The organism is Rhizobium sp. 007, from assembly GCF_015353075.1.
Lineage (GTDB): Bacteria > Pseudomonadota > Alphaproteobacteria > Rhizobiales > Rhizobiaceae > Rhizobium.
In genome coordinates this window covers 1-19,588 of sequence record NZ_CP064190.1, presented here as the reverse complement: position 1 = coordinate 19,588, position 19,588 = coordinate 1, and the positions used below count along the sequence as shown (strand labels likewise).

Genomic DNA, 19,588 nt, shown 5'->3' with positions numbered 1-19,588 from the left:
GTGGATGATCCTCAGTTCCATACGTGACCCGGCTGAGATCTTCGACGTTTCGCGAATGTTTCTGCCGCGCAGTCTTGCCATCGAGGAGAACTACGGACGTGTGCTTTCGGAGACGCCCGTTCTCTCTTTTATGCTGAATGGCATTATCGTGTGCACTCTCATACTAGCTGCGCAAGTCGCCACGGCGCTTCCTTGCGCTTACGCTATCGCCAAACTCCGCTTCCACGGGAAAAGGCCTCTGTTAGCGTTGGTGGTGCTCGCGCTCCTGGTCCCGTTTCAGGCGATCGCGTTGCCGATCTTCTTGGGGCTCTCCTGGATACAGGCACTGGACACCTATTTCGCGCTGGTCGCCCCTTTTCTCGTCTCCCCCTTGGCGATCCTGCTTTTCAGCCAGTTTCTGCGCGCCTTCCCGGACGAGGTTATTGAGGCCGCACGTCTTGACCGCTGTTCGCACACGACGATCCTGCTTCGCATCATCCTGCCTGCATCGATGCCCGTAATTGCAGCCTTCAGTGTATTCTCGGTAACCTACCACTGGAACGACCTTTATTGGCCACTGATTGCGATCTCGTCGGCGGATCTTGCGCCGCCAACGCTCGGCATCCTGTTCTTCCGTGATGCTGACGGTGGTGACTCCTACGGCTCTCTCATGGCTGCCGCGACGCTGATCACCATTCCTCTTGCGCTTGTCTTTCTCATCGCCCAGCGCCACTTTGTCGAGGGCATCACGATGGGTGCAATCAAGTAGTCCACTAGTCCATTATCCGGCACCGATCCCACGGCGGCCGAGCCAACGGCGCCCATGGGCGCTTTCCACGGAGATGAAACCCATGTTCAATCGTACAATCAGATGGCTCGGCCTGGCCAGGGGCCTTGCGATGGTGTCGATCGCGCCTGCGCAGGCGGAAACGACAATCGAGGTCCTCCACGCCTGGCCCGGGGACCACGGTAACTACCAGCCGCTCGCTGATGCATTCATGAAAGCTCATCCCGGCGTCAGGGTCGAGTTCCGGGTTTCCCCGCCTGATTACAACGAAGCGAACCTTGTCGTCACCCGGAATGCCATGACCGGCAACCTGCCGGACGTCTACTTCTCGGGATTTTCGGTGCTGCGCCCTCTCGTGACGACATTGAAGTCTCGCGGGCAGGCAGTTCCTCTAACGCCGTTTATCGGCGCCGAAAGTAAAGAATGGCTGGAGCAGAATTACTCGCCCGCCATTCTCTCTTTGGGCCAAGTCGATGGCGTTCAATACGGCATTCCCTTCAATGCCTCCACGCCGATCGTCTATTACAACGCGGACCTTGTAAAGAAAGCTGGAGCCGACCCCGACCACTTCCCGTCCGATTGGGAAGGTGTGATTGCGTTGGCGCGCAAGATTAATGCGCTTGGTGGAGACGTCTGCGGAATGAACTATTCCGTCGGATCCGTCGAGAGTGATTGGCTCTGGCAGGCAGCGATTCTCGAGCGTGGCGGCGCCATGCTTACCAAGGATGAGAAGGCGGTCGGATACGACAACATTCTTGGTCTCGAAACGTTGCGGTTTCTGCGCCACATCGCGGAGGCGGCTGACATGGATGTTGCGACGTCGCAAAACTCCTACAAGGAACTGTTCTTTGCTGGGAAGCTCGGCTTCTACATAACCTCGCCTTCTTCTGTTCGCTCTTTCATGCAGACGATCGGCGACCGCTTCGCGATGCGAACTGCGCCTTATCCACTTACTGACAGGGTGAGCGGCCGCCTTCCTTCGGGTGGAAATGCGGCGGTGATTCTCGCAAAGGATCCTGAGAAGCAAAAACTAGCCTGGGAGTTCGTGAAATTCGTTACAGGACCGGAGGCACCAGCTCGGATCACTGAAACCACCGGTTACATGCCGACGAACAAGAAAGCCGCTGCCCTATTGGCGCCGTTCTATTCCTCCAACCCAAACTACCGCACTGCTGCCACACAAGCAGAAATTGCTGGGCCTTGGTATGCGTATCCCGGTTCAAACGGTGTTGAGATCTGGCGCGCTCAGCGCAACGTGATCGACCTCGTTCAACGCGGAAAACTATCGCCAGAAGACGGTTTAAAACGCATCGCTACAAAGACGGCCGATCTTCTGAAATGAGTGAAGGCCCGATTGCCAGAAGGGAAATCGGGCCAAATCCCTTCGTATCTCTACCACTATCCAAACAGGAAACGAGCCAACAACCGTGCAGATAACACTTGCGAGCTACAACATTCAGTACGGGGTCGGGAAGGACGAACGGCACGATCTTGCCAGAATCGTCTCTGACCTTGGTGACGCCGACATCATCGCGTTGCAAGAAGTGGAAATCGGAAATCCGCTAAGGAATTTCGTCGATCAGCCCGCTGAAATCGCTGGTCTGCTGGGCCGCGAATTTTGGACCTACGGGCCTGGTATTGACCTTCACCTCAACGAAAGCGTAACCGGCGGCCGGCCCGGCCTGCGCCATAAATTCGGTAATATGGTTTTGTCGCGTTGGCCCATCCAAAGTGCTACCAACCACACGCTTCCGAAGATTGGCCTCTACGGAACGCTTCATCTCCAGCGTACGCTGTTGGAGACCGTGATCGCCACGCCTGTCTCGCCGCTGCGCTTCTGCTGCACGCATCTTGATCATGTTTCCCCTTTGAACCGCATGCCGCAAGCCGAGGCGCTGCGGGCGATCATGCTCGACGCCGCGCGCCGCGGCGCGCCGTGGGGCGGTGCAGAGCCAGATGACGCCGGTTTCCCCGGGCCATTGCCGGCGTGGCCTCGCGGCGGCGTCATCATGGGGGATATGAACTTTGAGCCGGGCGCGCCTGAATATGAACACCTGCTAGGTGATGCGTCGCCGATGCTGCGTAAGAGGGTCATGCCGGCCGACGGCCTGTTCGATGCCTGGGTTATGACCGGACACGGCGAAGCAGAAGGCTGGACTTTCAAGCGGCCAGAGAAACAGGCCATGCGGCTCGACCATTGCTTTGTCACAGAAGACTACGTTCCGTCGTTGATTTCGATGAGGATCGACCAAGAGGCAGCCGGGTCGGACCACCAACCCATTTTTGTCACGCTCGATCTCGGGATGAAAGCAAGTCGATGATTGGTACTTCATTAAGCCATGCAATTACTGCCGTGCCGCCGAAGCTGATCATATTCGATTTCGACGGAACATTGGTTGAGACAGAGACACTTGTGGCGCAGATCATCTCCAGCAAACTCGCTGAACTCGGTCGGACCGTCTCACCGGCCGATATCGCAGCGACGCTCGCCGGTGTTCCGCGCGCTCAAGAAGCGACCCTGCTTGAAGCACTCGCCACCGTTTCGCTGCCCGAGCGCTTCATGGAGGAGGTCGACGTTGAATGGCGCAAGGCAATCCTTGCCGGCCTCGCACCCACGGCTGGAACTGTCGATGCTTAGACGACCCTGCGTATTCCGTTCTGCGTCGCTTCGAACGCAACACGAAAAGATCTTATCCTGCGCATGCGCTCTGCAAAGATCTTCAATCTGATAGGGCCGAGGTTCTTTTCTTCTCACGACCTTGGTCTACATAAGCCAGATCCCGCAGTCTTCCTTCTTGCTGCGGAGGCAATGGGTGTCCAGCCGTCAGAGTGCCTGGTGATTGAGGATAGCGTCACTGGTCTCGAAGCCGCTCGCCGCGCGAAAATGCGCAGCTGCGCCTTCATAGGCGCCGCACATCAATCCGAACGGATGTACTCCGCTCTGCAGAGCTGCGAACCGGACGGCTTCCTATGGCGGATCTCTGACCTTGCGCAGATATTACATGAAGCGGTTTGACGCGCATCGGCAATAGTATCGCCTGGTCCTTCCTGAAAAAAGGGCCGGGCAACGGTACCTCTCGATTTAATACCGCCAACTCCCTGGATACATCGCGCCAGATTTTTCCGAGATATCATATGACCTTTGAAACTGCCGACAGGCCCCCTCTTGTGGGAATTGTACTTGCCTGTGCCGGCTATGCCTGTTTCGCATTGCAGGATGCGTTGGCCAAATGGCTCGTTGCCGATTACGCGGTCACAGAAATCCTGTTTATGCGAAGCCTTGTCATCATAATCTTGGCGGCAGTGCTCGGGCATATTCGGGGATGTACGTCGATCCTCGGTCAACCTTCCCGCATCGTACTCGTTCGCGCAGTATTGATGCTGTTTGCTTGGCTATTGTTCTTTACGGCAGCGGGCGGTCTCGAACTGGCGGAGCTGATGACCCTCAGTTTCTCGGCACCCATCCTGATCCTACTGCTTGCACGTTTGCTATGGACACTACTCTTCAGCGTGCTCGGTCGCGGAAACAGTCCGAAACCGCCGCCGTGCCCTTTATTTCAGATTGGCGCGACCTGAGTCCCTTCGCGGACCTTCCGGCCAATGCCGGCGGCACGTTCAGCAGGTCCTTGGCTGTCTTTCCTTCTGAAAAGGGCAACATCCATGCATTGGATGGCATTCTCGGCCACGAAAGCAATGTCGACATCGGGGCGTTGCATGTCGATGGCGGCGGAGTTTCCGATATCGTCTTCGCCATCGCAGCGCTGCTGGGCCGCTCCTTTGAGCCTCGAATTCCGCGCCTGTCGGACCGCAAACTCTATGCATTCGAACCGAAAACAAGATATGGCCGTCTGGCGCCGCTGTTTGGACACCGGCTCGACGCTCACCTAATCCTGGGGCATGCCGATGAAATCGGCAAGGTAATCCGGGCACTCGCCGACAAGGTGGTCACACCTTCCCTTATCCTGAAGAAGCTGTCCGCCTACCGGCAGCAGAACAGTCTGGCAGCGGCCTTGCGCGAAATCGGGCGAATCGAACGCACCCTCTTCACCTTACGATGGTTTGAGGATCCCGCTCTTCGGCAACTCGTCACCGCAGAACTCAACAAGGGCGAAGCGCGAAACACCCTTGCCCGCGCCGTCGCCTTCCATCGCCTGGGACGCTTCCGGGACCGGAGCCATGAAAACCAAGCGAGCCGGGCCGCAGCCCTCAATCTCGTCACGGCCGCCATCGTACTCTTCAATTGCCGGTATCTCGGACGGATCACGGAGGCCATGCGCCGGCAAGGCAGGCCATTCGATGAGAAGATGATCCCCAAACTGTCGCCGTTGGGCTGGGACCATATCAATATTACCGGCGACTACGTCTGGTCCGACGCCCTGGAGGTCGATGAGGAGGGCTTCCTGCCGATCAGGTCGGCTCCATCCTGAGCGGAAAACCGCCTACCGTATATCTGCGTCCCAATAATGTACTGGAGCCAGCAAGCCGCAATTGCCCGTTTCGAAGATGCTTCACTTCGGATCCTTGCGGCCGACTCGGGCCGGAAAACCGGTTTATCGAGGATAAGAGCTTTACAATCGATTCATTGATGCTAGCCGGGCTGGACATTCCCGGCTCGTACGTGCCTTGCTGGATCGCGGGCTCGACCCAAACGTGCCTTACATGGGCCAGTATGCGCTAGCCGCAGCGGCGGAAGCAGGACACGTCGAAACCGTGATGCTTCTACTTCGGCGGGGTGCCTCTCCCGCGCCGCCGAAGGCTGATCCTCCTAACCTACTGGAGCGTCCGCTCGATGCGGCCTTGAGTTGGTATCACCTCGGAGGCGGGTTTCACGAAATTGCAGAATTGCTGATTGCGGCCGGAGCGGAGGTTGATCCTGCGGGGAGCCCCCCAAACGAGCGACTGGACCCTCTTCGGCTCAAATCGTGGGTGGCGGCTGGATTCTCCAAAGACGATCCCAGATGGCCATCCCTTCTCGCCGAGGCGTCCCAAGCGACCGATGAATACCTCAAGACGATCTACCGGAGCCTGTTTGAAGGCCAGGCCCAGGTCGACCCGGTAATTGCCAATATCCGCAAGTGGCGCAGCCAAACCCTTGCGGATTTAGCGAGCGCAATAGGGTCAGCTGAGGACCAGCAGGAGCTTATCGCCTTATACCGCATCATTCAGTCGAGACGATTTAATCCCGATGAAGCTCTTGCCCGAACGCTCTGGAGCAAGTACGACAGCTCGCGTTATCCTTTTCTAGTGCAGTCGGTTCGGCTTGAAGCGGTTTTGACACTTTATCAGGACGGACCGGTCGATAGCGTCAAAAGCGCTGACCTTTTAGCTAGCAAAGGCGCTACGCCGAACCCTAAACCCGCAGACGCGAATGGGCCTCGGGACCTTCCCTACAATCGCAAGATTGCTGTCGTTGTCGGCATCGCCGACTATAAGAACCTGCCGGCTCGAAGTGAGGTCCCTAGCAACCAAGTTGGCCTTGTCGATTTGCAATTTGCAGACAAGGACGCAGCGGACGTTGCCGGGGTCATACGAGAGGGGGGGCTTGGAAGGGGATGGGAAGTCGTCGATCTCGTTGGCGCAAAGGCTGGACACCGAGAGCTTGAAGCAGCCTTTGCTACGGTCGGCGCAGTCGGAGAAAATGATCTTGTCCTGTTCTTCTTTTCCGGACACGGTTTCAAGATTACCCGGCGCTCCGGATCAGGTCTTTCTATTGCTTCACGACTCCGATCTCCAAAATCTCGACTCAACTGCGCTCCGTCTCAAACATCTCCGTGAATGGGCACTCGGCCTAAAGGCTCGGCACGTCGTTCTCATTCTCGATGCATGCCACGCCGGACTCGTGGGCAACGCGAAGGGTGATTTCAGCGATTTCAGTTACAGCTCACTAGAAGCGCAGCAGAAGAGCTTCGAGGGAGGCAAAATTGCGCTAACGGCGAACCTAGGTGGCGCCCTTTCTTATGAGGACGTCAGAAACGGGAACGGGTTCTTCACGCGGGGGCTCCTTCAGGTGATCAAGGGGACGGGAGTTCGCCGCGCCGGAGCCAACTACCTGTCCGTGAGGGAGATTATAGACACGATGACAAAAATGCTACCTGAGATAGTAAAGAACGAGCTTTCCGGTGCAACTCAGACACCTGACTATATATGGCACCAGGGCTCTGACCTGTTAGATTTCCCCCTCGTTCCGCTGCTGTGAGGAACCACGCGAATGAAGGAACTCTTGGAAATACTGGCAAAACTCTGGACCGCAATTTCCCGCCTCCCCAGGTGGGCACAGATCATCTCGGGGCTTCTTGTTGCGGTAATTGCCGTAGAGGCCGCGCAGGAGGCTTTGCTGGGAAGCGGGTTGTTCTGGGTGGCGGCGCGCTTGGCTCCGTGGCCTCAGCTCTTTGAGCCCGACCGAGCTATCGCAACGAAATTCGAGGTGCTCGCGCCAAGCGCAGAAAGGCCTGTCGACGCCAATGGCATTCCCTGTCCGGTCGGATCGGACATCACGCTTACCTATGCGCGCTCGGCCGACGGCTGGGTGGCTGTTGCTGGATGGAATTATAAGGAAGGGCTTTACGCGATTTCGCCGGAAGGCGTGTCAGCGCAGCCCGTAGACAAAGGGGTCACCTATCCGATTCCCTTCAAAATAACGTCCTCCGCGGGCGCCGAATACTTCATTGTTGTCGGTAAAAGCAAGCCGTTCGAAGCCAAGCGCTATATGGACTTAGTAACGGAACAGCTGAAGGGTACGGCAAATGTCGGGAAAGGAGGCGTGCCCCAACTGAGATCAGCCGATTTAGGCTCCGTCGAGGCAGGGAGACTAGGGTCGTGCGTGTCCTGAAACATGGGAACCCTATAGGGCCGCGGCCCTGTTGGGGAATTCTCGGATCTACCAGAGCATTTTGATAGCGCTGGCTATCGCCAAAGAACAGAATCCACATGATGAGAGGACCGGCGGCGCCTTTGAACTCAAACCTAGCCCGCGTAGTTCGATCTTACCGGTGTTTATTTCCAACAAATTGACCTTGCCCCGTTGAAATAATCCATTTTGCAGTAAGCTCTGGCCCATTGAGAGGACCAGGAAATGAAGCGCACCCGTTTCACAGACGAACAGATCATCGGCATCCTGAAAGAGCATGAGGCTGGCACGCCGGTCTCGGAGCTTTGCCGCAAACACGGCGTCAGCGATGCCAGCATCTATAAATGGAAAGCCAAATTCGGCGGCATGGACGTGTCGGAAGCCAAGCGGCACAAGCAGTGCTGCCAGCAGCTTCGGAACGGCGAGTGCCATGCTCATGCCAAGAGCATCACGCCGGTAGATTAATCTAGCTCCGCATTCAATAGCGTATCGGGAGGCATTGTGGTCGTCGAGAGTGGGCATTCTGACCAGATATGAGATCAGCACAAACGGCGCTTGCTTCGGTGTAGATGCAAAACAGTGAAAAACGTAGCTTTCGCCCCTGCCCCGATCAGTTAGGGCGTGAAATCTACTCACGGCTGTTGCATAACTCGTCGATCCGCTGGAAGGAATCAGGTTGGGCCGCCGAGAGTTTTCCCAAGAGCGCCGCTCGCTCGGCGCGTACTACACGTCAAGAGCCGTGGCGGACATCTTATGCGGATGGGCAATCCGTACGGCAGCTGATCGCGTACTAGAACCTAGCTTCGGCGGTTGCGAGTTCATCGAAAGTGCTCGTAATCGGATAGCTGAGTTGGGCGCTGAGCATCCTATTTCATCGATCTATGGCGCCGACATCGATCCTTCCGCGTTCGCAGCCCTTAGCGTTCGCCATCCCGACTCGAATGCAGAGAACTTTCGACTTGGCGATTTTCTGGGAATCACCCGCAACGAAATCGCATGTGATGGCGTCCATGCCATCGTCGGAAATCCGCCTTACGTCCGTCATCACAAGATTTCCGAAGCGGTTTTTGTCCGAGCGTCCCGACTCCGTGACGCGAAACTTGCGAAATTGCCGATGCAGGCAAATCTTTGGGCTTTCTTCGTCATTCACGCTTGCTCGTTCCTGGCGCCGCTTGGACGGATGGCTTGGGTGCTGCCGCAGAATTATTTGTATGCAACCTATGCAAAGTCCGTGCGGCAATTCTTGGCGCAGCATTTCGAAAGCGTCATTGAAATCGAAATCAAACAGCACCTATTCGAAACCGAAGGAGCAGCTGAAAAAACTGTTCTGGTATTCTGCGACCGGTGGTCAGCAGAGGGTACGAATAGCGCCGTTCTGAAACGTTTCTATGTCGAGAGCCTCGCCGAGGCCTCTGCATGCCTGCGCGATCCATACACCCACCACCAACCGCACTATGATGGTGACGATCCACTTTCAAAAATTGGCACAGATTGTCTCGGAGATATTTGCAATATCAAGATCGGTGCCGTGCTCGGGGATAGCCGATTCTTTCTCTTCGACCGAAAGCGCGCTCAGGAGGTAGGCATTAAGCCTCGCCTTTTAAGGATGGCGGCGACCAAGGCCTCCACGGTGACGGGGCTTATGTTCTCTGCCAGAACAATTGCTGGGCAATTCAAACAGGGACAAAAGGTCGGCGTCTTAGATACTGCGTTCGGAACGGATAAAAGCGTGCTCGCCTATCTCGAGACTATGCCGGCCACCACCATTGATACCAATGTTACGTTCAAAAAGCGAAAAATTTGGCACCAGCCATTTGAAGGCGACGATGAGCCTGACGCGGTACTGACGGGCATGTCGCATCTGTTCCCACGACTTGCGCTCAATCCTGACAAATTGCCGTGCACCAACGCCCTTTACGCGCTGCGTTTCAAATCACCGCAAGATGAGATGCTGAAGCTTCAGTTGCCCCTGAGCATGGTGTCCTCGCTTGGACAGCTTTCTGCTGAGATCGAAGGGCGCCCGTATGGATCAGGGCTACTCAAGCACGAACCGAGCGATGCTCGCCGCATTCGAGTCGTGACCGTAAAATCGGATATCACTACGCTGCGGACCGCCTTTGCACGCGCGGATTCCGCTATGAAGGATGGCGACTACGAAAGAGCAACCAACATCGCCGACGATTTTTTCATTGAGCACAACTCATACAGTCGTAAAGATCTGGAGGCGTTCCGTGCCCGGCTCAGTCGAAAGAGGAAAGACCGGATTCGCTCGCCGGGTCAATAAAGCCTAATCACTTTCTCAAACAGCGGAGCGACGGCGTCAGGCACGGTGACTGCCTTTGACAGCATGATCGGTCGGTATTTCTGCTTTTTGCTGGCTTTTGCAGCAAGCTTTCCCGTATCAAGTTGTTTGTGCGCTAAGACAGACTGGAGAACTATCGAGTACGGCGACAGGTTCAACTCCTTGACGCCGCGACCCGCCGCGGTGTCCTTGTCAAGGCACTCCATACATTCGTCAGCGGTTACACCCAAAGCCATCAAGGCCACGTTGATCGCGAGGGCAAGCCGCTGCAAATCCCTAGGTAGCGCAACAGGATCGAATCTCTCTCTCAAAGCGGAAATGATGCGATGGGCGTCCACGTATTCCTGATACTCTTTGGCAATAATATTGGAACTGGCGAGACTATCAAAGCGCTCAATTGACAGTTCCGCATGTTCCAGCATGGCTCGAATTTGTGATGCAACCCGAAATCGGGCCCAATTTACCTCGTCAGTTTTGTAAGTGAGGTCGTGCGTTGCTATCGCCCAAGCATGCTGAAGGAAAGTTTTGACCTGGACCTCGAACACGACACCATGGATCTCGCTCGCTCCAGCGTAACCAGGCTTGAGGCGAACATACATGCGTAGGTCATCAAATTGGAATTCTGTAGGTCGGCTTTTCGTCTTATCGGGCGAAATGGGTCTGCGCTTAACAACAGCGAAGTTATCCTCGATGATCTTTGTTGCCGCCGCGATTTCGGTCGAGTTTCTGACAACTACGGTGCAAGCAAAGAAGTCGTCGATGACAAGATTCTCATCGCAAATCCCTGCCTCTACTTTCAGAGCGAAGCTTTCCTCTTCCTTCAGGCGGGAAACGAAATGCCAGTTTTTGTCGAATAGGTTCTGGCGCAGGTCGACCTGTTCCTTGACACGTCGATTTATCGCCAACTGATCGTTGAAGGCGTCTCTCGTTCGCTTATCAATCTTCAATCTTCAGCGCCTTCTTTAAGGCAAGTAAACGCCGTTGACGCTGCGGATATTCAGTTGTCGCGCTTTGATTTGCACCGAAGTACGCTTCTGCTTCGTCACTAAACGTCGTGCCCTCAACCGAACCGCCGTCATCTGGATCGATAGCGGCAATGCGTTTGCGCTCTACACCAACAGCGGAAACCTCGCCCATGAATGCGCTGTACCGTTTAACAAGAGCTGTGGGATCGGGCAATTTCTCAGCGTAAAGTACCAGTACTGCCCACAAGATATAAGTATTAGAGACGCTCGAAAGATAGCCTGCTATCGAGGGGTCACAATCATACATCTTGGCAAGATAAGAACGAGCTGCAACTAGAGCCCTGGTGAATTTCTCAGCATCGAACGGGTTGTCCGGATCTGAGATGTCCTCATGCTCGGCAAAAGCGAGGTCGATGGCATCGTGGTTGAAGCCGATGATTTCCCCCTGCAAAACGATCATAAAAAGCTCAGCGATGAACTGCACGTCAGCCATGCGACGCGCTCGGCCAGTCGTAACGATACCAATTTGCTTCCAGATCGTTTCTTCTACTTCGCTATCGATTTGCCGGCTCAACCACCCATCAAAGCGGGCATTCCGGATTTCCTGCTGCGTAAGCTTGCGAGAGTTTTTGTTCATACGCGAGAAGATTTCATTAACGACGGTGCTGTCGACGTCGTCGAAATATTCAACCACGAAAGCATAGTTGAGGAACTGGTTTCGCATCTCGGTGTCGGCCGTGATATCCGGCCAACGCTTATTATTCAGGCGATCATCGCCGTAGTCTTCTGGAAGACGCACCTTTCCTTTCGCGAAACGAAGTATCGTCTCGATCCGCTGTTTGCCGTCAACTACGTGATAGATAGAAGCCCCGTTGGAATCGATTGTCTTATGAAGATAGATTGGCGGGCACGGAAAGCCCCGAAACACAGTATCAAGGAAGTACCGTCGATCCTTGGACGTCCAGACGCTTCGGCGTTGGTAGGGAGGATCTAGATCAAGCCGTTTAGCGTCGTTTTGATCGAGAAACCACGAAATGTCCTGTGTGCCCGGACGGCGGTTGATCTTTACCATCTAATATCTCGCGTGAAGAACTTGTTGATAGAAGTTTTATGTGATCGCTGAGACGCGCCAATTAGTCAATCAGAACGGGCGCTGTCAGGTCACAGATGCACTGTGCGATTGCCAAATCCCGGCAGACTTCCTAGCTTAGCTAGTCCAGAGCTCGAAGGCAGCTTCCACATTCGCGATCCTGACGGACGCCTTCAGTCGGTCGGTAGGCGCGTAGAGCAGAGAGATATCATTTATATCCACGGGCCCTTGGCCTTTTTCGAGCATCGTAACTTCCATCCACTGGCGTTCACTTGAGATCGCTTCAATTCGAGCGACAGCCATGATCTCGGACGACGTCAGAAGTAGCCCAAATCCCCAGTCATCGCGCCCCATGCGTTCAATGTACCAAATGGGTAGAATCTCAAACATTTTTTCGGGATCAGTTACCATCCCGATTTTCTTCTGCAGATCCGCCAGCTGACGCTCTGCCAAAGAGGCTTGGCTTTTAGCAGCCGCGGCCTGAGTTTCGGCGTGAATAGCCTGAACCTCGGCCGAGTTGGCTTGGCGTTTAGCGGGCGATCGCAGTGCCCAACGCAACCAAGAAACCCAAAATTGAAATCACAAGCGACGCTATGGCCATATCTCCCTCAACATTCTATGCGCCCCATATCCAAAGCGTGCCACCTTCAATCCTTTCATCCGAATAATCAATTTCCACTCCATATTACATAATCCCCCATGCCCGAAACCTTCCCCTCCCCGTCATCTCCCTGAGCCCCAGTTCCAAAACAATACGCTGCGCCGCCTGCGGTGTGACGTCGAGGGTTTTGGCCACCATACCGGCCGACACCAGCGGCCGCGCAATGACCAGTTCGGCCAACTCCGGCAGTTTTGACGACGTGCGGCGCCCATCCAGTTTCCGCTCCATCATTTTTCGCGCCAGCGCCAGACGGTCGTGTTCCTTGAGGCCGATCTCGGCAGCTGCCAAAAAACCGTGGGCAAAGGCAAGCAGCCGGGTTTCGCGGTCGCGATACCGGCGGCGATCGACGGGAATGGTTTTGAGGCCAAGATTGATGGCGGCCAGATGCCCCGCAGTGGTGACGCCGGCCTCGCGCAGGATCGAGGCGGCGGACAACCGGCCGAGCCAGGGCGCATGCTGCAGCACCGACAATTCGTTCCAGGCGTCGAGGGCAACTATGGCCTGCAACACCGCCGGCAAATCTTGCGTTCGCCGCAGCACGCCGTGCCATTCGTCGAGCCTCGCATCTTCATCCCAGTCGAGATCATAAACCAGCGGATCCTTTTCCCGGGAACCGACGCGGTTCGGCGTCCTTGCTTGCTTGAGCGCCGGTTCGGACCGGGCCAATACCGCATCGATGGCGGCGAACTCGGCGTCAAGCAGGCTGGCGCTGTCATCGCTGTCCTTCCCCTCCCCTTCTCCAGCCTCATCGATACGCGCCGCGGCACCTTCCCTCTCGGCGACGCCGTCGCCACCAAAAGATGGTCCAGGCCACGCCTGGCCGCGGAGGGTACAGAGACCGTCGGCCGACAATGCCCAGCCGGGCGGCTGGGTCGCGATGCGTCGGCGGGTTTTCAGGACGTCGCGGGCGATGGTGAGTTCGTCGGTCGGAGTGCGGATGTCGCGGGTGGCGTCGTGGAGGACGAGGTCTTCGAGATGGACGAATTCGCCGTCGATCCACAGCGAGGCGCAGGCATCTGCGAAATGGGATCGTTCGATCCATCCATTTCCTACGGCTGAGCAGGCGATGCGCTCGTCGAGCCGCGCCAAGGCCGAGCCTGCGTCGGCAATCGGCGGCAGCAGGGTCTGGATGGCAATTTGGCGAGATCGTAACGCATTGAAATCATGGTAAATACGCTATTAACCAGAAGCGATATCTACCTTAGCTTCCGCCATGGCTGCGAATTTCCAACGCGCTTCTGACTTCCGATAAGTACCGCTTATTGGAAGCGATTGCCACAGCGCCGCAACTCACTGATTTCGGCCTCCCTGAATGACCGGAAACGCCTGGATTCCCGGCCTTTCGAGCAGATTTCGGCAACGTACTGGGCGCTGATGCCGGGACTTCGAAGCGCCTTTACAGCGCTTCCCCAACTCGCTGTAGTTCCCTCAGCAGTTCAGTAGCGGCGTCCGAGCGCAGCTCCCCGCCCTCCCCTCCTCTAGATCCGTTACTTTTCAGGCGTTTCAGCCACAAAAGCCCGTCAGCGCGCGTTTCTGCGCCTTAACGGCCCGACCCTCGTCCATGTATCTGTTTCGAGTCTGGTGGGGCTGTATTCGTGGCATAAAACACGCTTGCAACTGAACATTTTCTCAGGCATTTCTTATCTGTACAAAACACCTCGAAATGGGTCGCTGAAAAGCCAGATGGCAAAGAGACAAACAGTTAACGTCCCCCAACCTCCGAAGCGGCTCATCGGCTATGCGCGCGTCTCGACGGACGACCAGGTCCACGACGCCCAGATGGATGAACTGCGTGCCGCTGGCTGCGATCGCATCTACCAAGAACATGGCTCCGGGGCATCGCGTGCTCGGCCGGTCTTGACGCGGCTGCTTGGAGAGCTCAGCGCGGGAGACGTCCTCGTCGTCGTCCGCCTCGATCGGCTGGCCCGATCGGTCAGCCACCTGCTGCAGGTGATCGAGGACCTTGAGCAACGCGGAGCTCATTTCCGATCCATTCGTGATCCGATCGATACTTCAACGCCACAGGGCATGTTCTCGCTTCAGGTTCTCGGTGCTGTCGCCCAACTCGAGCGAGCGCTTATCGCAGAACGCACGAAGGCTGGCATCAAAGCTGCGAAAGCGCGAGGGAAGCTTCCTGGAAATCCCGGTCTGCGAGAGCGCCGGCCGGAAGCGATCAAGGCGGTTTCGAAAGCACGCGAGAAATTGTATCTCGACGAACTCATTGCGTCCGCGCAAACTTGGCTGCCGACAGTGCGGCAGCTCCGGCCTCAGCACAGCTGGGACAATGTCGTGCGGGTTCTCAATCGTCGTGGCCACGACTGGACCGTTGAGCGCCTTCGTCGCGCCGTCCATCGCATGGTCCGCGAAAAGCTCGCTGAGAAGGAACTTCTCACCCGGTCGCCTCGCCGTGCTCCGGAAGACCATCTGATGAAGCTCGTAGCGGCGATCGCCATTGCCGATCCAGATCTATCGCTGCGAGACATCGCCTCTCAACTGGACCAGATGGGAGAACGGCCCGCGCGAGGCGGCAAGAAATGGCAGCCCTCCTCCGTCCGGGACCTGATGGACGAAGCCCACCGGTTTGGCCTTATCCGCCGCTGAGGGCACGGTTCATCAGGCGACCGATCGCGCGGTTCTTTTTCCTGCCGTTGTTCGACGGCATGGTCTTCCAGGCTTGGCTTTTGAGAATCTGCAGCGCCAGGCGACGGTAATCGCCATCGCTCCGCAGTTTCAGCTCAGCGCCTTCATCCTGAGCCGCGGCGGCGGGTTCTTCCGGCGCCTGCTCTCCCTCCCCTCCCCGGATCTTCCTGAAGGCTTCATGCACGAAGGGCGGGACGGTTCCGACTTCACGACACTCGACCAAGCCTGCAAGCTCAGCCATGGCTTCGATGGAGGCGGCCCGCCAAGCGAGAGGCAGCGTGGATAACGGCGAAGGTGCAGTCGATGACGGCGGCGGCTTCCCATACGGAAGCGAAATCCCGAGGCACGTGATATACGGCAATCCGTTCTGCAATGGCGCCCAGAGAAAGCGGCTAGCGGCCGTCAGAGCATTGAGCCGCGTTCCCCTCTCGTCGATCGCACTACCGATTGCTGACATCGATTCCAGCATCCTGTTCTGTCGTGGTTGCCGTCGCCCTCTTGCCGAGATCACCGAAGCGCAAGAAGGACAGATGAGCCTGACGCCTTCCGGCATTGATCGAAACTGGAATATCCGTTGCGAATACAACGCTGACAGGCGCTCTGCAGGCGGACACCGTGCTTGTGGCATGCGACCGCTTCCACATGAGCCCAACTTCGCCGACAATAGTGGTCGCCGCCCCTCTCGGCACCCTCGTCTAAGCAAACGGCGCAAACCCCTCGGTTCAGCGCACTCCTGACGTAGCAGTCTTCAGGCCGCCCTAGCTCGGATAGTGCCAGCTGCTGGAGATCGCATTCCTTTAGCCTGCAGCCGCGCGCCCAGCGCCAAGTCGTGTCTTCGTCTGGCTGCGAATCCCGCGCCTCGAAGCTTTCGCGCATTGAGGCCGGCCGGCCGCCAAGCCAGGCCTCGATCTGCGGTGGCGTGCTGGAATAGCGGGAGGCAAGACGGCATTGCCAGGATGTGAGCAGTTCGTCCGCAAAAGGACGGGGTGCGACCGGAAGCAGCCGCACGTGTCTCACCGTGCCACCTGTCGCCGGAGTTGGCGCTCCGTATGCTGTGCCATGGCGACCTGCGGCAAAACCAGGTCCTCGCCGTCGAAGCTTTCAAGGGTCATTGCCTCTTTGCCGCTGCGGACCGCCTCTGCGGCCGCAGTCTCGATCAAACGAAATATCCGCACCGTGACGCCGTCGGTGAGTTCCAGAATTCGCCGACGAACAGGCGCGGACCCGAGATCCGAAGGGCGCCTCAGCGGGAGGATGGTGCCCAGGCTCGCCAAAAGTTGCTGGTCGTTGACCCACCTCTTCAGCTGAAACGTCTCGAACCGCTCTGCGAGCTGCGGATCGGTCAGCAGCGCCTGTCGCGCAAGGTCTGTTCCGGCACAAATCAGCGGCACCTTCAAATCGTTCGCCAGAAACCGGATGACATTGAGAAAGATGCGCTGTTGCCGGTAGGTGCCGGTCAGCATCGCGTGAATCTCGTCGATGCTCAGCATACGCACGCTCATGCTGCGCATCAGACTGCGGCAGGTCGTTTTCAGCCGAAAGGTGGCGTCGCCTATCGGTCCAGGTGCGCTCATTGCGTTGAGAAGTTCACCATAGACGTCGCGCTCGACCGGCTCCGCGGGCATCTGCATCGCCACTACCGGCATGGTCGTCATGCCGGTGCCTCGATCGAAAATCGGCGCGGGATCGCGAAGGAACTTGCGGATGATTTTGGTCTTGCCCATGCCGGTATCGCCATAGATCAACATACAACGAAGGCAGCAGCCCGGCGAAGTTCCGGATCCACTTCAATTGACGCCACAATCTCGTATGCGTCAGCAATGCGATCGAGCGACCATGTTTCCTCCTTGGGCGCAACGTCATCTTCTCCCTTTAGCCTTGCCGAGACGAGCTCGGCATAGTGCCGCGTCAGCATCTGTGGGATTTGTTGGGCGTCGAGCTCGGGCAAACTAGGCGCGGCTCGAAGAAGTTCGGATGTGCGAATGTCAAACATGGTCGGCTTCAAATTGCTTGAGTGCTTTGATTACTTCTTCAGCGAGTTTCTGAAACCAGTCGCGCAAATCGCTGACGATCAATGTTGCTCCAACGCGCTGGTCCTTGTTGATATTGGCGAGACCGTTGTAACCCTTGAAGAGCTTCTTCGTCTCTTAGTCGTCGATACCTCGGCTCCGACGGTCAGCGCAGCCCGATAGGTCCGAAAGCTCTTGTCCAGCACCCTGGCGGCCGCCTTCGTTTCTTCAGTCCCATTAAGCCCGCGCTCCCGGATCAAACTCACCGCATTGGCAACCAGATCGCGCATTCGTTTGCTGGCGAGGTGCTCCCCAAAGGTCACGAGCACCTCGCCCTTAAAATTCTGGCGCGGATTTCCGTGCATTTGTCCTCGAAGATAGTTGCACCAACCATCACCGGCTCAGTCGGATCCATTTCGATCGCGAGGCCGTCGAGACCTTGCGTCGTGGCAGCAATGTGCGGATCCTTCATGAAGGTGCGGGAACTGCTCGACTGACGCGCAACAATCCAGGAAATGCATTCAAACAGAAAGCCGTCCCGATGGTAGCGCGAGACATCTTTCTGCGCGATCCGTTTGCCCGCGGATCGACATTTGACCGCGCGCTCCACGGAAAAGTTCCTCGTCTGATAAAGCAGGGCCATGAGGTTCGAGCGCGTCGATGATCCTCACAGCGTGCTGCGCCTGCCCAAGCGCGATGACTGCGATCAATTTCGCCAGTGCTTCGAAGTCACTAACCGCCCACTGGAGACCCGTGACGTCATCGTCGACCTCCACCGTCGTAGATGTTAGAGCAATCATAGTTTTTCAGACCTCAACCCAAATGCTCAGCGCAAGATATGGAGAATGCTATGCCGGTTCAACGACTTAATGAGTGGCAGCGAGAGAGTATCGGCGCCCCGTCGGTCCTGCAATTGAGCCTAAAGTTGCCAGCCGGAAACTCTTCTATTTCTCCGTTTTATATCAGTACCTTAGCGCGACAATCCGCTCAGATCACTGTCGCTTCATGCTGACACGTTCGCTGGGACCGCGTTTGCCCTAAGCTGCGCGAAAAGCATCGGTCCAAGCGAAAACTCGCCGCGCCGCGCCTTTGCGGTCAGATCCCGGAGATAGCCGCCGGCCGAGTTGATGTGGCCCGCCCGCTCGTAAATGCATGCGATGGCGATCGATGCGGCCGTTTGCCCCATTACCTCGCAGGCATCTTCGTAGGCCGACGGGCTGATACCGAGCATCGAACGGACCGTTACCGCGGCCGACATCATCTCCCGCCAGCTTCCAATTGATCCGCCCGGCCCAAAGCTTCCAATTTCCGGGCAAGCGCGCAGCACCATTGATAACGGGAAAGCCTCCAGTTCCTGCTTGCGCTCCGTCTTCTTGGTTGGCTCGGACTTTTCGCCCTGCTTCTTTTCGAAGCGAGGTTCAGATTCATTGCAAGATTCGGTGTTTGAATTCTGTATGTGCCATCCAAATGCGATGTCATTGCCGTCGCTTTTTTGGGTTTCTTCCTGTGTTTCCAACATCCTGGAAACCTCATCATGCAGGAGGCTCATCTCATCGAGGCTTCTGGCCAAATCCTGCAATGTCGGTCGGCGCGCAAAGCGTCCAACTATCTCGACAAAGCACGCTTCTGCAGCCACCCAGTCACCAGGCAGGTTCTCTTCCATTCCAACACTGATGAGCTTGCGGACATCTCGCCTGACGATCGTGAGGCGGTCCTTCGTGATACGGAACCGTCGCTGTTCGGCAGCGACGTCCTGGGCCAGGGCCGCAAACTCACTCGCACGCGCGATGAGAGGAGCAAGGCTGAAACCGTAAGCATCTTCGATGTCACCTTCATCGCCTTTTCGAGCGTAGCGCTTGCCATTGGGACTATCCTTCCGGATGATGATGCCGGCCTCGACAAGCATCCCCAGGCACTTGCGTAGCGTCGTCCCGGCGATCCCATTTGCCCGTGCCGATAGCTGGGCGTTCGAAGGAAAGACGATCAGGTTTTTCTCGCTGCTGAGCTCGACAGCTGGAAAGAATGACAGGAGCGCATTCAAGACGGTGAGTGCCCGATCCTGGAGGCCAAGACGCGAGCGGGCGTCACCTACGTCGCGAAACACCCGCCATTTATCCACGGCGCTAGCCGTCACGGTCTGCTCCGTCGCCACCTGACGCTTCACCAAGGCAAGCGTCATCGGCCGCCGCCCGAAGGGCGTCGTTATATATCCCGTTTCCATATTCCTCACCTTTCACAAGGCAAAGAAAAGGCTACGCCGGTGTGGCGTTGACTCTTGACTGTGATTCCGGGAAGTGCGATTCTCTAA

21 protein-coding genes and 1 pseudogene are annotated in these 19,588 nt (G+C 56.8%); 13 read left to right on the top strand and 9 right to left on the bottom strand.

Annotated features, from left to right (window positions below; genetic code table 11):
* Positions 1-4 precede the first annotated feature (4 nt).
* From ISN39_RS37320 to ISN39_RS33350, 11 genes are all read left to right on the top strand, one after another.
* Positions 5-748 carry a carbohydrate ABC transporter permease gene (locus ISN39_RS37320; protein WP_348652036.1) on the top strand — a complete coding sequence of 248 codons (744 nt, stop codon included), beginning with the start codon at positions 5-7 and terminating at the stop codon, positions 746-748.
* Positions 749-830: 82 nt separating this feature from the next.
* A complete protein-coding gene (locus tag ISN39_RS33400) occupies positions 831-2,108 on the top strand; it encodes an ABC transporter substrate-binding protein (protein ID WP_194732256.1) in 1,278 nt (425 codons plus the stop codon).
* Positions 2,109-2,193: 85 nt separating this feature from the next.
* Positions 2,194-3,087: an endonuclease/exonuclease/phosphatase family protein gene (locus ISN39_RS33395; RefSeq protein WP_194732255.1), complete on the top strand. Its 894-nt coding sequence runs from the start codon at positions 2,194-2,196 to the stop codon at positions 3,085-3,087.
* Entirely contained in the window at positions 3,084-3,404 is a 321-nt protein-coding gene (locus ISN39_RS33390; protein ID WP_194732254.1) for an HAD hydrolase-like protein, read from the top strand. The genes ISN39_RS33395 and ISN39_RS33390 overlap by 4 nt, the downstream gene beginning before the upstream one ends.
* 374 nt (positions 3,405-3,778) lie before the next feature.
* Positions 3,779-4,342 (top strand): hypothetical protein, encoded by a 564-nt coding sequence (locus ISN39_RS33380; RefSeq protein WP_194732253.1) that lies wholly within the window; start codon positions 3,779-3,781, stop codon positions 4,340-4,342.
* Entirely contained in the window at positions 4,258-5,193 is a 936-nt protein-coding gene (locus ISN39_RS33375) for a Tn3 family transposase (protein WP_348652035.1), read from the top strand. Before ISN39_RS33380 ends, ISN39_RS33375 begins: the two co-directional genes overlap by 85 nt.
* A gap of 154 nt (positions 5,194-5,347) precedes the next feature.
* Positions 5,348-6,541 carry an ankyrin repeat domain-containing protein gene (locus ISN39_RS33370; protein WP_281438351.1) on the top strand — a complete coding sequence of 398 codons (1,194 nt, stop codon included), beginning with the start codon at positions 5,348-5,350 and terminating at the stop codon, positions 6,539-6,541.
* A 64-nt stretch (positions 6,542-6,605) separates the two neighbouring features.
* Positions 6,606-6,962 carry a hypothetical protein gene (locus ISN39_RS33365; protein ID WP_194732251.1) on the top strand — a complete coding sequence of 119 codons (357 nt, stop codon included), beginning with the start codon at positions 6,606-6,608 and terminating at the stop codon, positions 6,960-6,962.
* 12 nt (positions 6,963-6,974) lie between these two features.
* On the top strand, positions 6,975-7,595 hold the full coding sequence (locus ISN39_RS33360) for a hypothetical protein (RefSeq protein ID WP_194732250.1): 621 nt from the start codon (positions 6,975-6,977) through the stop codon (positions 7,593-7,595).
* Between the two features lie 243 nt (positions 7,596-7,838).
* Entirely contained in the window at positions 7,839-8,078 is a 240-nt protein-coding gene (locus tag ISN39_RS33355) for a transposase (RefSeq protein ID WP_348652032.1), read from the top strand.
* 211 nt (positions 8,079-8,289) lie between these two features.
* Positions 8,290-9,897, top strand: coding sequence for an N-6 DNA methylase (locus ISN39_RS33350; RefSeq protein WP_194732249.1), 1,608 nt, complete (start codon positions 8,290-8,292; stop codon positions 9,895-9,897).
* Here the strand turns inward: ISN39_RS33350 and ISN39_RS33345 are convergent.
* The 4 genes and pseudogenes from ISN39_RS33345 to ISN39_RS33330 all read right to left on the bottom strand — a co-directional run bounded on the left by ISN39_RS33345 (position 9,891) and on the right by ISN39_RS33330 (position 13,797).
* A complete protein-coding gene (locus ISN39_RS33345; protein ID WP_194732248.1) occupies positions 9,891-10,862 on the bottom strand; it encodes a hypothetical protein in 972 nt (323 codons plus the stop codon). The two genes, ISN39_RS33350 and ISN39_RS33345, sit on opposite strands and share 7 nt — an antisense overlap.
* Complete coding sequence (locus tag ISN39_RS33340) at positions 10,852-11,952, bottom strand: DUF262 domain-containing protein (RefSeq protein ID WP_194732247.1); 1,101 nt, start codon at positions 11,950-11,952, stop codon at positions 10,852-10,854. Before ISN39_RS33340 ends, ISN39_RS33345 begins: the two co-directional genes overlap by 11 nt.
* Positions 11,953-12,087: 135 nt before the next feature.
* Positions 12,088-12,528 carry a hypothetical protein gene (locus tag ISN39_RS33335; RefSeq protein WP_194732246.1) on the bottom strand — a complete coding sequence of 147 codons (441 nt, stop codon included), beginning with the start codon at positions 12,526-12,528 and terminating at the stop codon, positions 12,088-12,090.
* Positions 12,529-12,655: 127 nt separating this feature from the next.
* A pseudogene (locus ISN39_RS33330) lies at positions 12,656-13,797 on the bottom strand (RHE_PE00001 family protein).
* 517 nt (positions 13,798-14,314) lie between these two features.
* Between ISN39_RS33330 and ISN39_RS33325 the strand changes: the two are divergent.
* A complete protein-coding gene (locus ISN39_RS33325) occupies positions 14,315-15,232 on the top strand; it encodes a recombinase family protein (protein WP_194732245.1) in 918 nt (305 codons plus the stop codon).
* On the opposite strand, the gene ISN39_RS33320 is transcribed toward ISN39_RS33325, so the two are convergent.
* The 3 genes from ISN39_RS33320 to ISN39_RS33305 all read right to left on the bottom strand — a co-directional run bounded on the left by ISN39_RS33320 (position 15,219) and on the right by ISN39_RS33305 (position 17,264).
* Positions 15,219-15,512, bottom strand: a complete 294-nt coding sequence (locus tag ISN39_RS33320) for a hypothetical protein (protein ID WP_194732244.1) — start codon at positions 15,510-15,512, stop codon at positions 15,219-15,221. The two genes, ISN39_RS33325 and ISN39_RS33320, sit on opposite strands and share 14 nt — an antisense overlap.
* Positions 15,513-16,284: 772 nt before the next feature.
* Positions 16,285-16,995, bottom strand: coding sequence for a TniB family NTP-binding protein (locus ISN39_RS33310; RefSeq protein WP_246763583.1), 711 nt, complete (start codon positions 16,993-16,995; stop codon positions 16,285-16,287).
* A gap of 17 nt (positions 16,996-17,012) precedes the next feature.
* The gene (locus ISN39_RS33305; RefSeq protein WP_194732241.1) at positions 17,013-17,264 is read right to left on the bottom strand and encodes a hypothetical protein; all 252 of its coding nucleotides are present in this window, start codon (positions 17,262-17,264) and stop codon (positions 17,013-17,015) included.
* On the opposite strand from ISN39_RS33305, the gene ISN39_RS33300 reads away from it, so the two are divergent.
* Positions 17,254-17,463, top strand: a complete 210-nt coding sequence (locus ISN39_RS33300; RefSeq protein ID WP_194732240.1) for a hypothetical protein — start codon at positions 17,254-17,256, stop codon at positions 17,461-17,463. The genes ISN39_RS33305 and ISN39_RS33300 overlap by 11 nt on opposite strands.
* A gap of 136 nt (positions 17,464-17,599) precedes the next feature.
* On the opposite strand, the gene ISN39_RS33295 is transcribed toward ISN39_RS33300, so the two are convergent.
* Complete coding sequence (locus ISN39_RS33295) at positions 17,600-17,890, bottom strand: hypothetical protein (protein WP_194732239.1); 291 nt, start codon at positions 17,888-17,890, stop codon at positions 17,600-17,602.
* Positions 17,891-18,283: 393 nt separating this feature from the next.
* Complete coding sequence (gene repC / locus ISN39_RS33290) at positions 18,284-19,501, bottom strand: plasmid replication protein RepC (protein WP_194732238.1); 1,218 nt, start codon at positions 19,499-19,501, stop codon at positions 18,284-18,286.
* Positions 19,502-19,588: the final 87 nt, after the last annotated feature.

Excerpts from the sequence above, each read along its gene's own strand:
- ISN39_RS33320 (WP_194732244.1), bottom strand. The coding sequence starts at position 15,512 with ATGGCTGAGCTTGCAGGCTTGGTCGAGTGTCGTGAAGTCGGAACCGTC.
- ISN39_RS33400 (WP_194732256.1), top strand. The coding sequence starts at position 831 with ATGTTCAATCGTACAATCAGATGGCTCGGCCTGGCCAGGGGCCTTGCG.
- ISN39_RS33390 (WP_194732254.1), top strand. The coding sequence starts at position 3,084 with ATGATTGGTACTTCATTAAGCCATGCAATTACTGCCGTGCCGCCGAAG.
- ISN39_RS33340 (WP_194732247.1), bottom strand. The coding sequence starts at position 11,952 with ATGGTAAAGATCAACCGCCGTCCGGGCACACAGGACATTTCGTGGTTT.
- ISN39_RS33375 (WP_348652035.1), top strand. The coding sequence starts at position 4,258 with ATGGACACTACTCTTCAGCGTGCTCGGTCGCGGAAACAGTCCGAAACC.
- ISN39_RS33355 (WP_348652032.1), top strand. The coding sequence starts at position 7,839 with ATGAAGCGCACCCGTTTCACAGACGAACAGATCATCGGCATCCTGAAA.
- ISN39_RS33325 (WP_194732245.1), top strand. The coding sequence starts at position 14,315 with ATGGCAAAGAGACAAACAGTTAACGTCCCCCAACCTCCGAAGCGGCTC.
- ISN39_RS33305 (WP_194732241.1), bottom strand. The coding sequence starts at position 17,264 with ATGTTTGACATTCGCACATCCGAACTTCTTCGAGCCGCGCCTAGTTTG.
- ISN39_RS33310 (WP_246763583.1), bottom strand. The coding sequence starts at position 16,995 with ATGGGCAAGACCAAAATCATCCGCAAGTTCCTTCGCGATCCCGCGCCG.
- ISN39_RS37320 (WP_348652036.1), top strand. The coding sequence starts at position 5 with ATGATCCTCAGTTCCATACGTGACCCGGCTGAGATCTTCGACGTTTCG.
- ISN39_RS33360 (WP_194732250.1), top strand. The coding sequence starts at position 6,975 with ATGAAGGAACTCTTGGAAATACTGGCAAAACTCTGGACCGCAATTTCC.
- ISN39_RS33300 (WP_194732240.1), top strand. The coding sequence starts at position 17,254 with ATGTCAAACATGGTCGGCTTCAAATTGCTTGAGTGCTTTGATTACTTC.
- repC (WP_194732238.1), bottom strand. The coding sequence starts at position 19,501 with ATGGAAACGGGATATATAACGACGCCCTTCGGGCGGCGGCCGATGACG.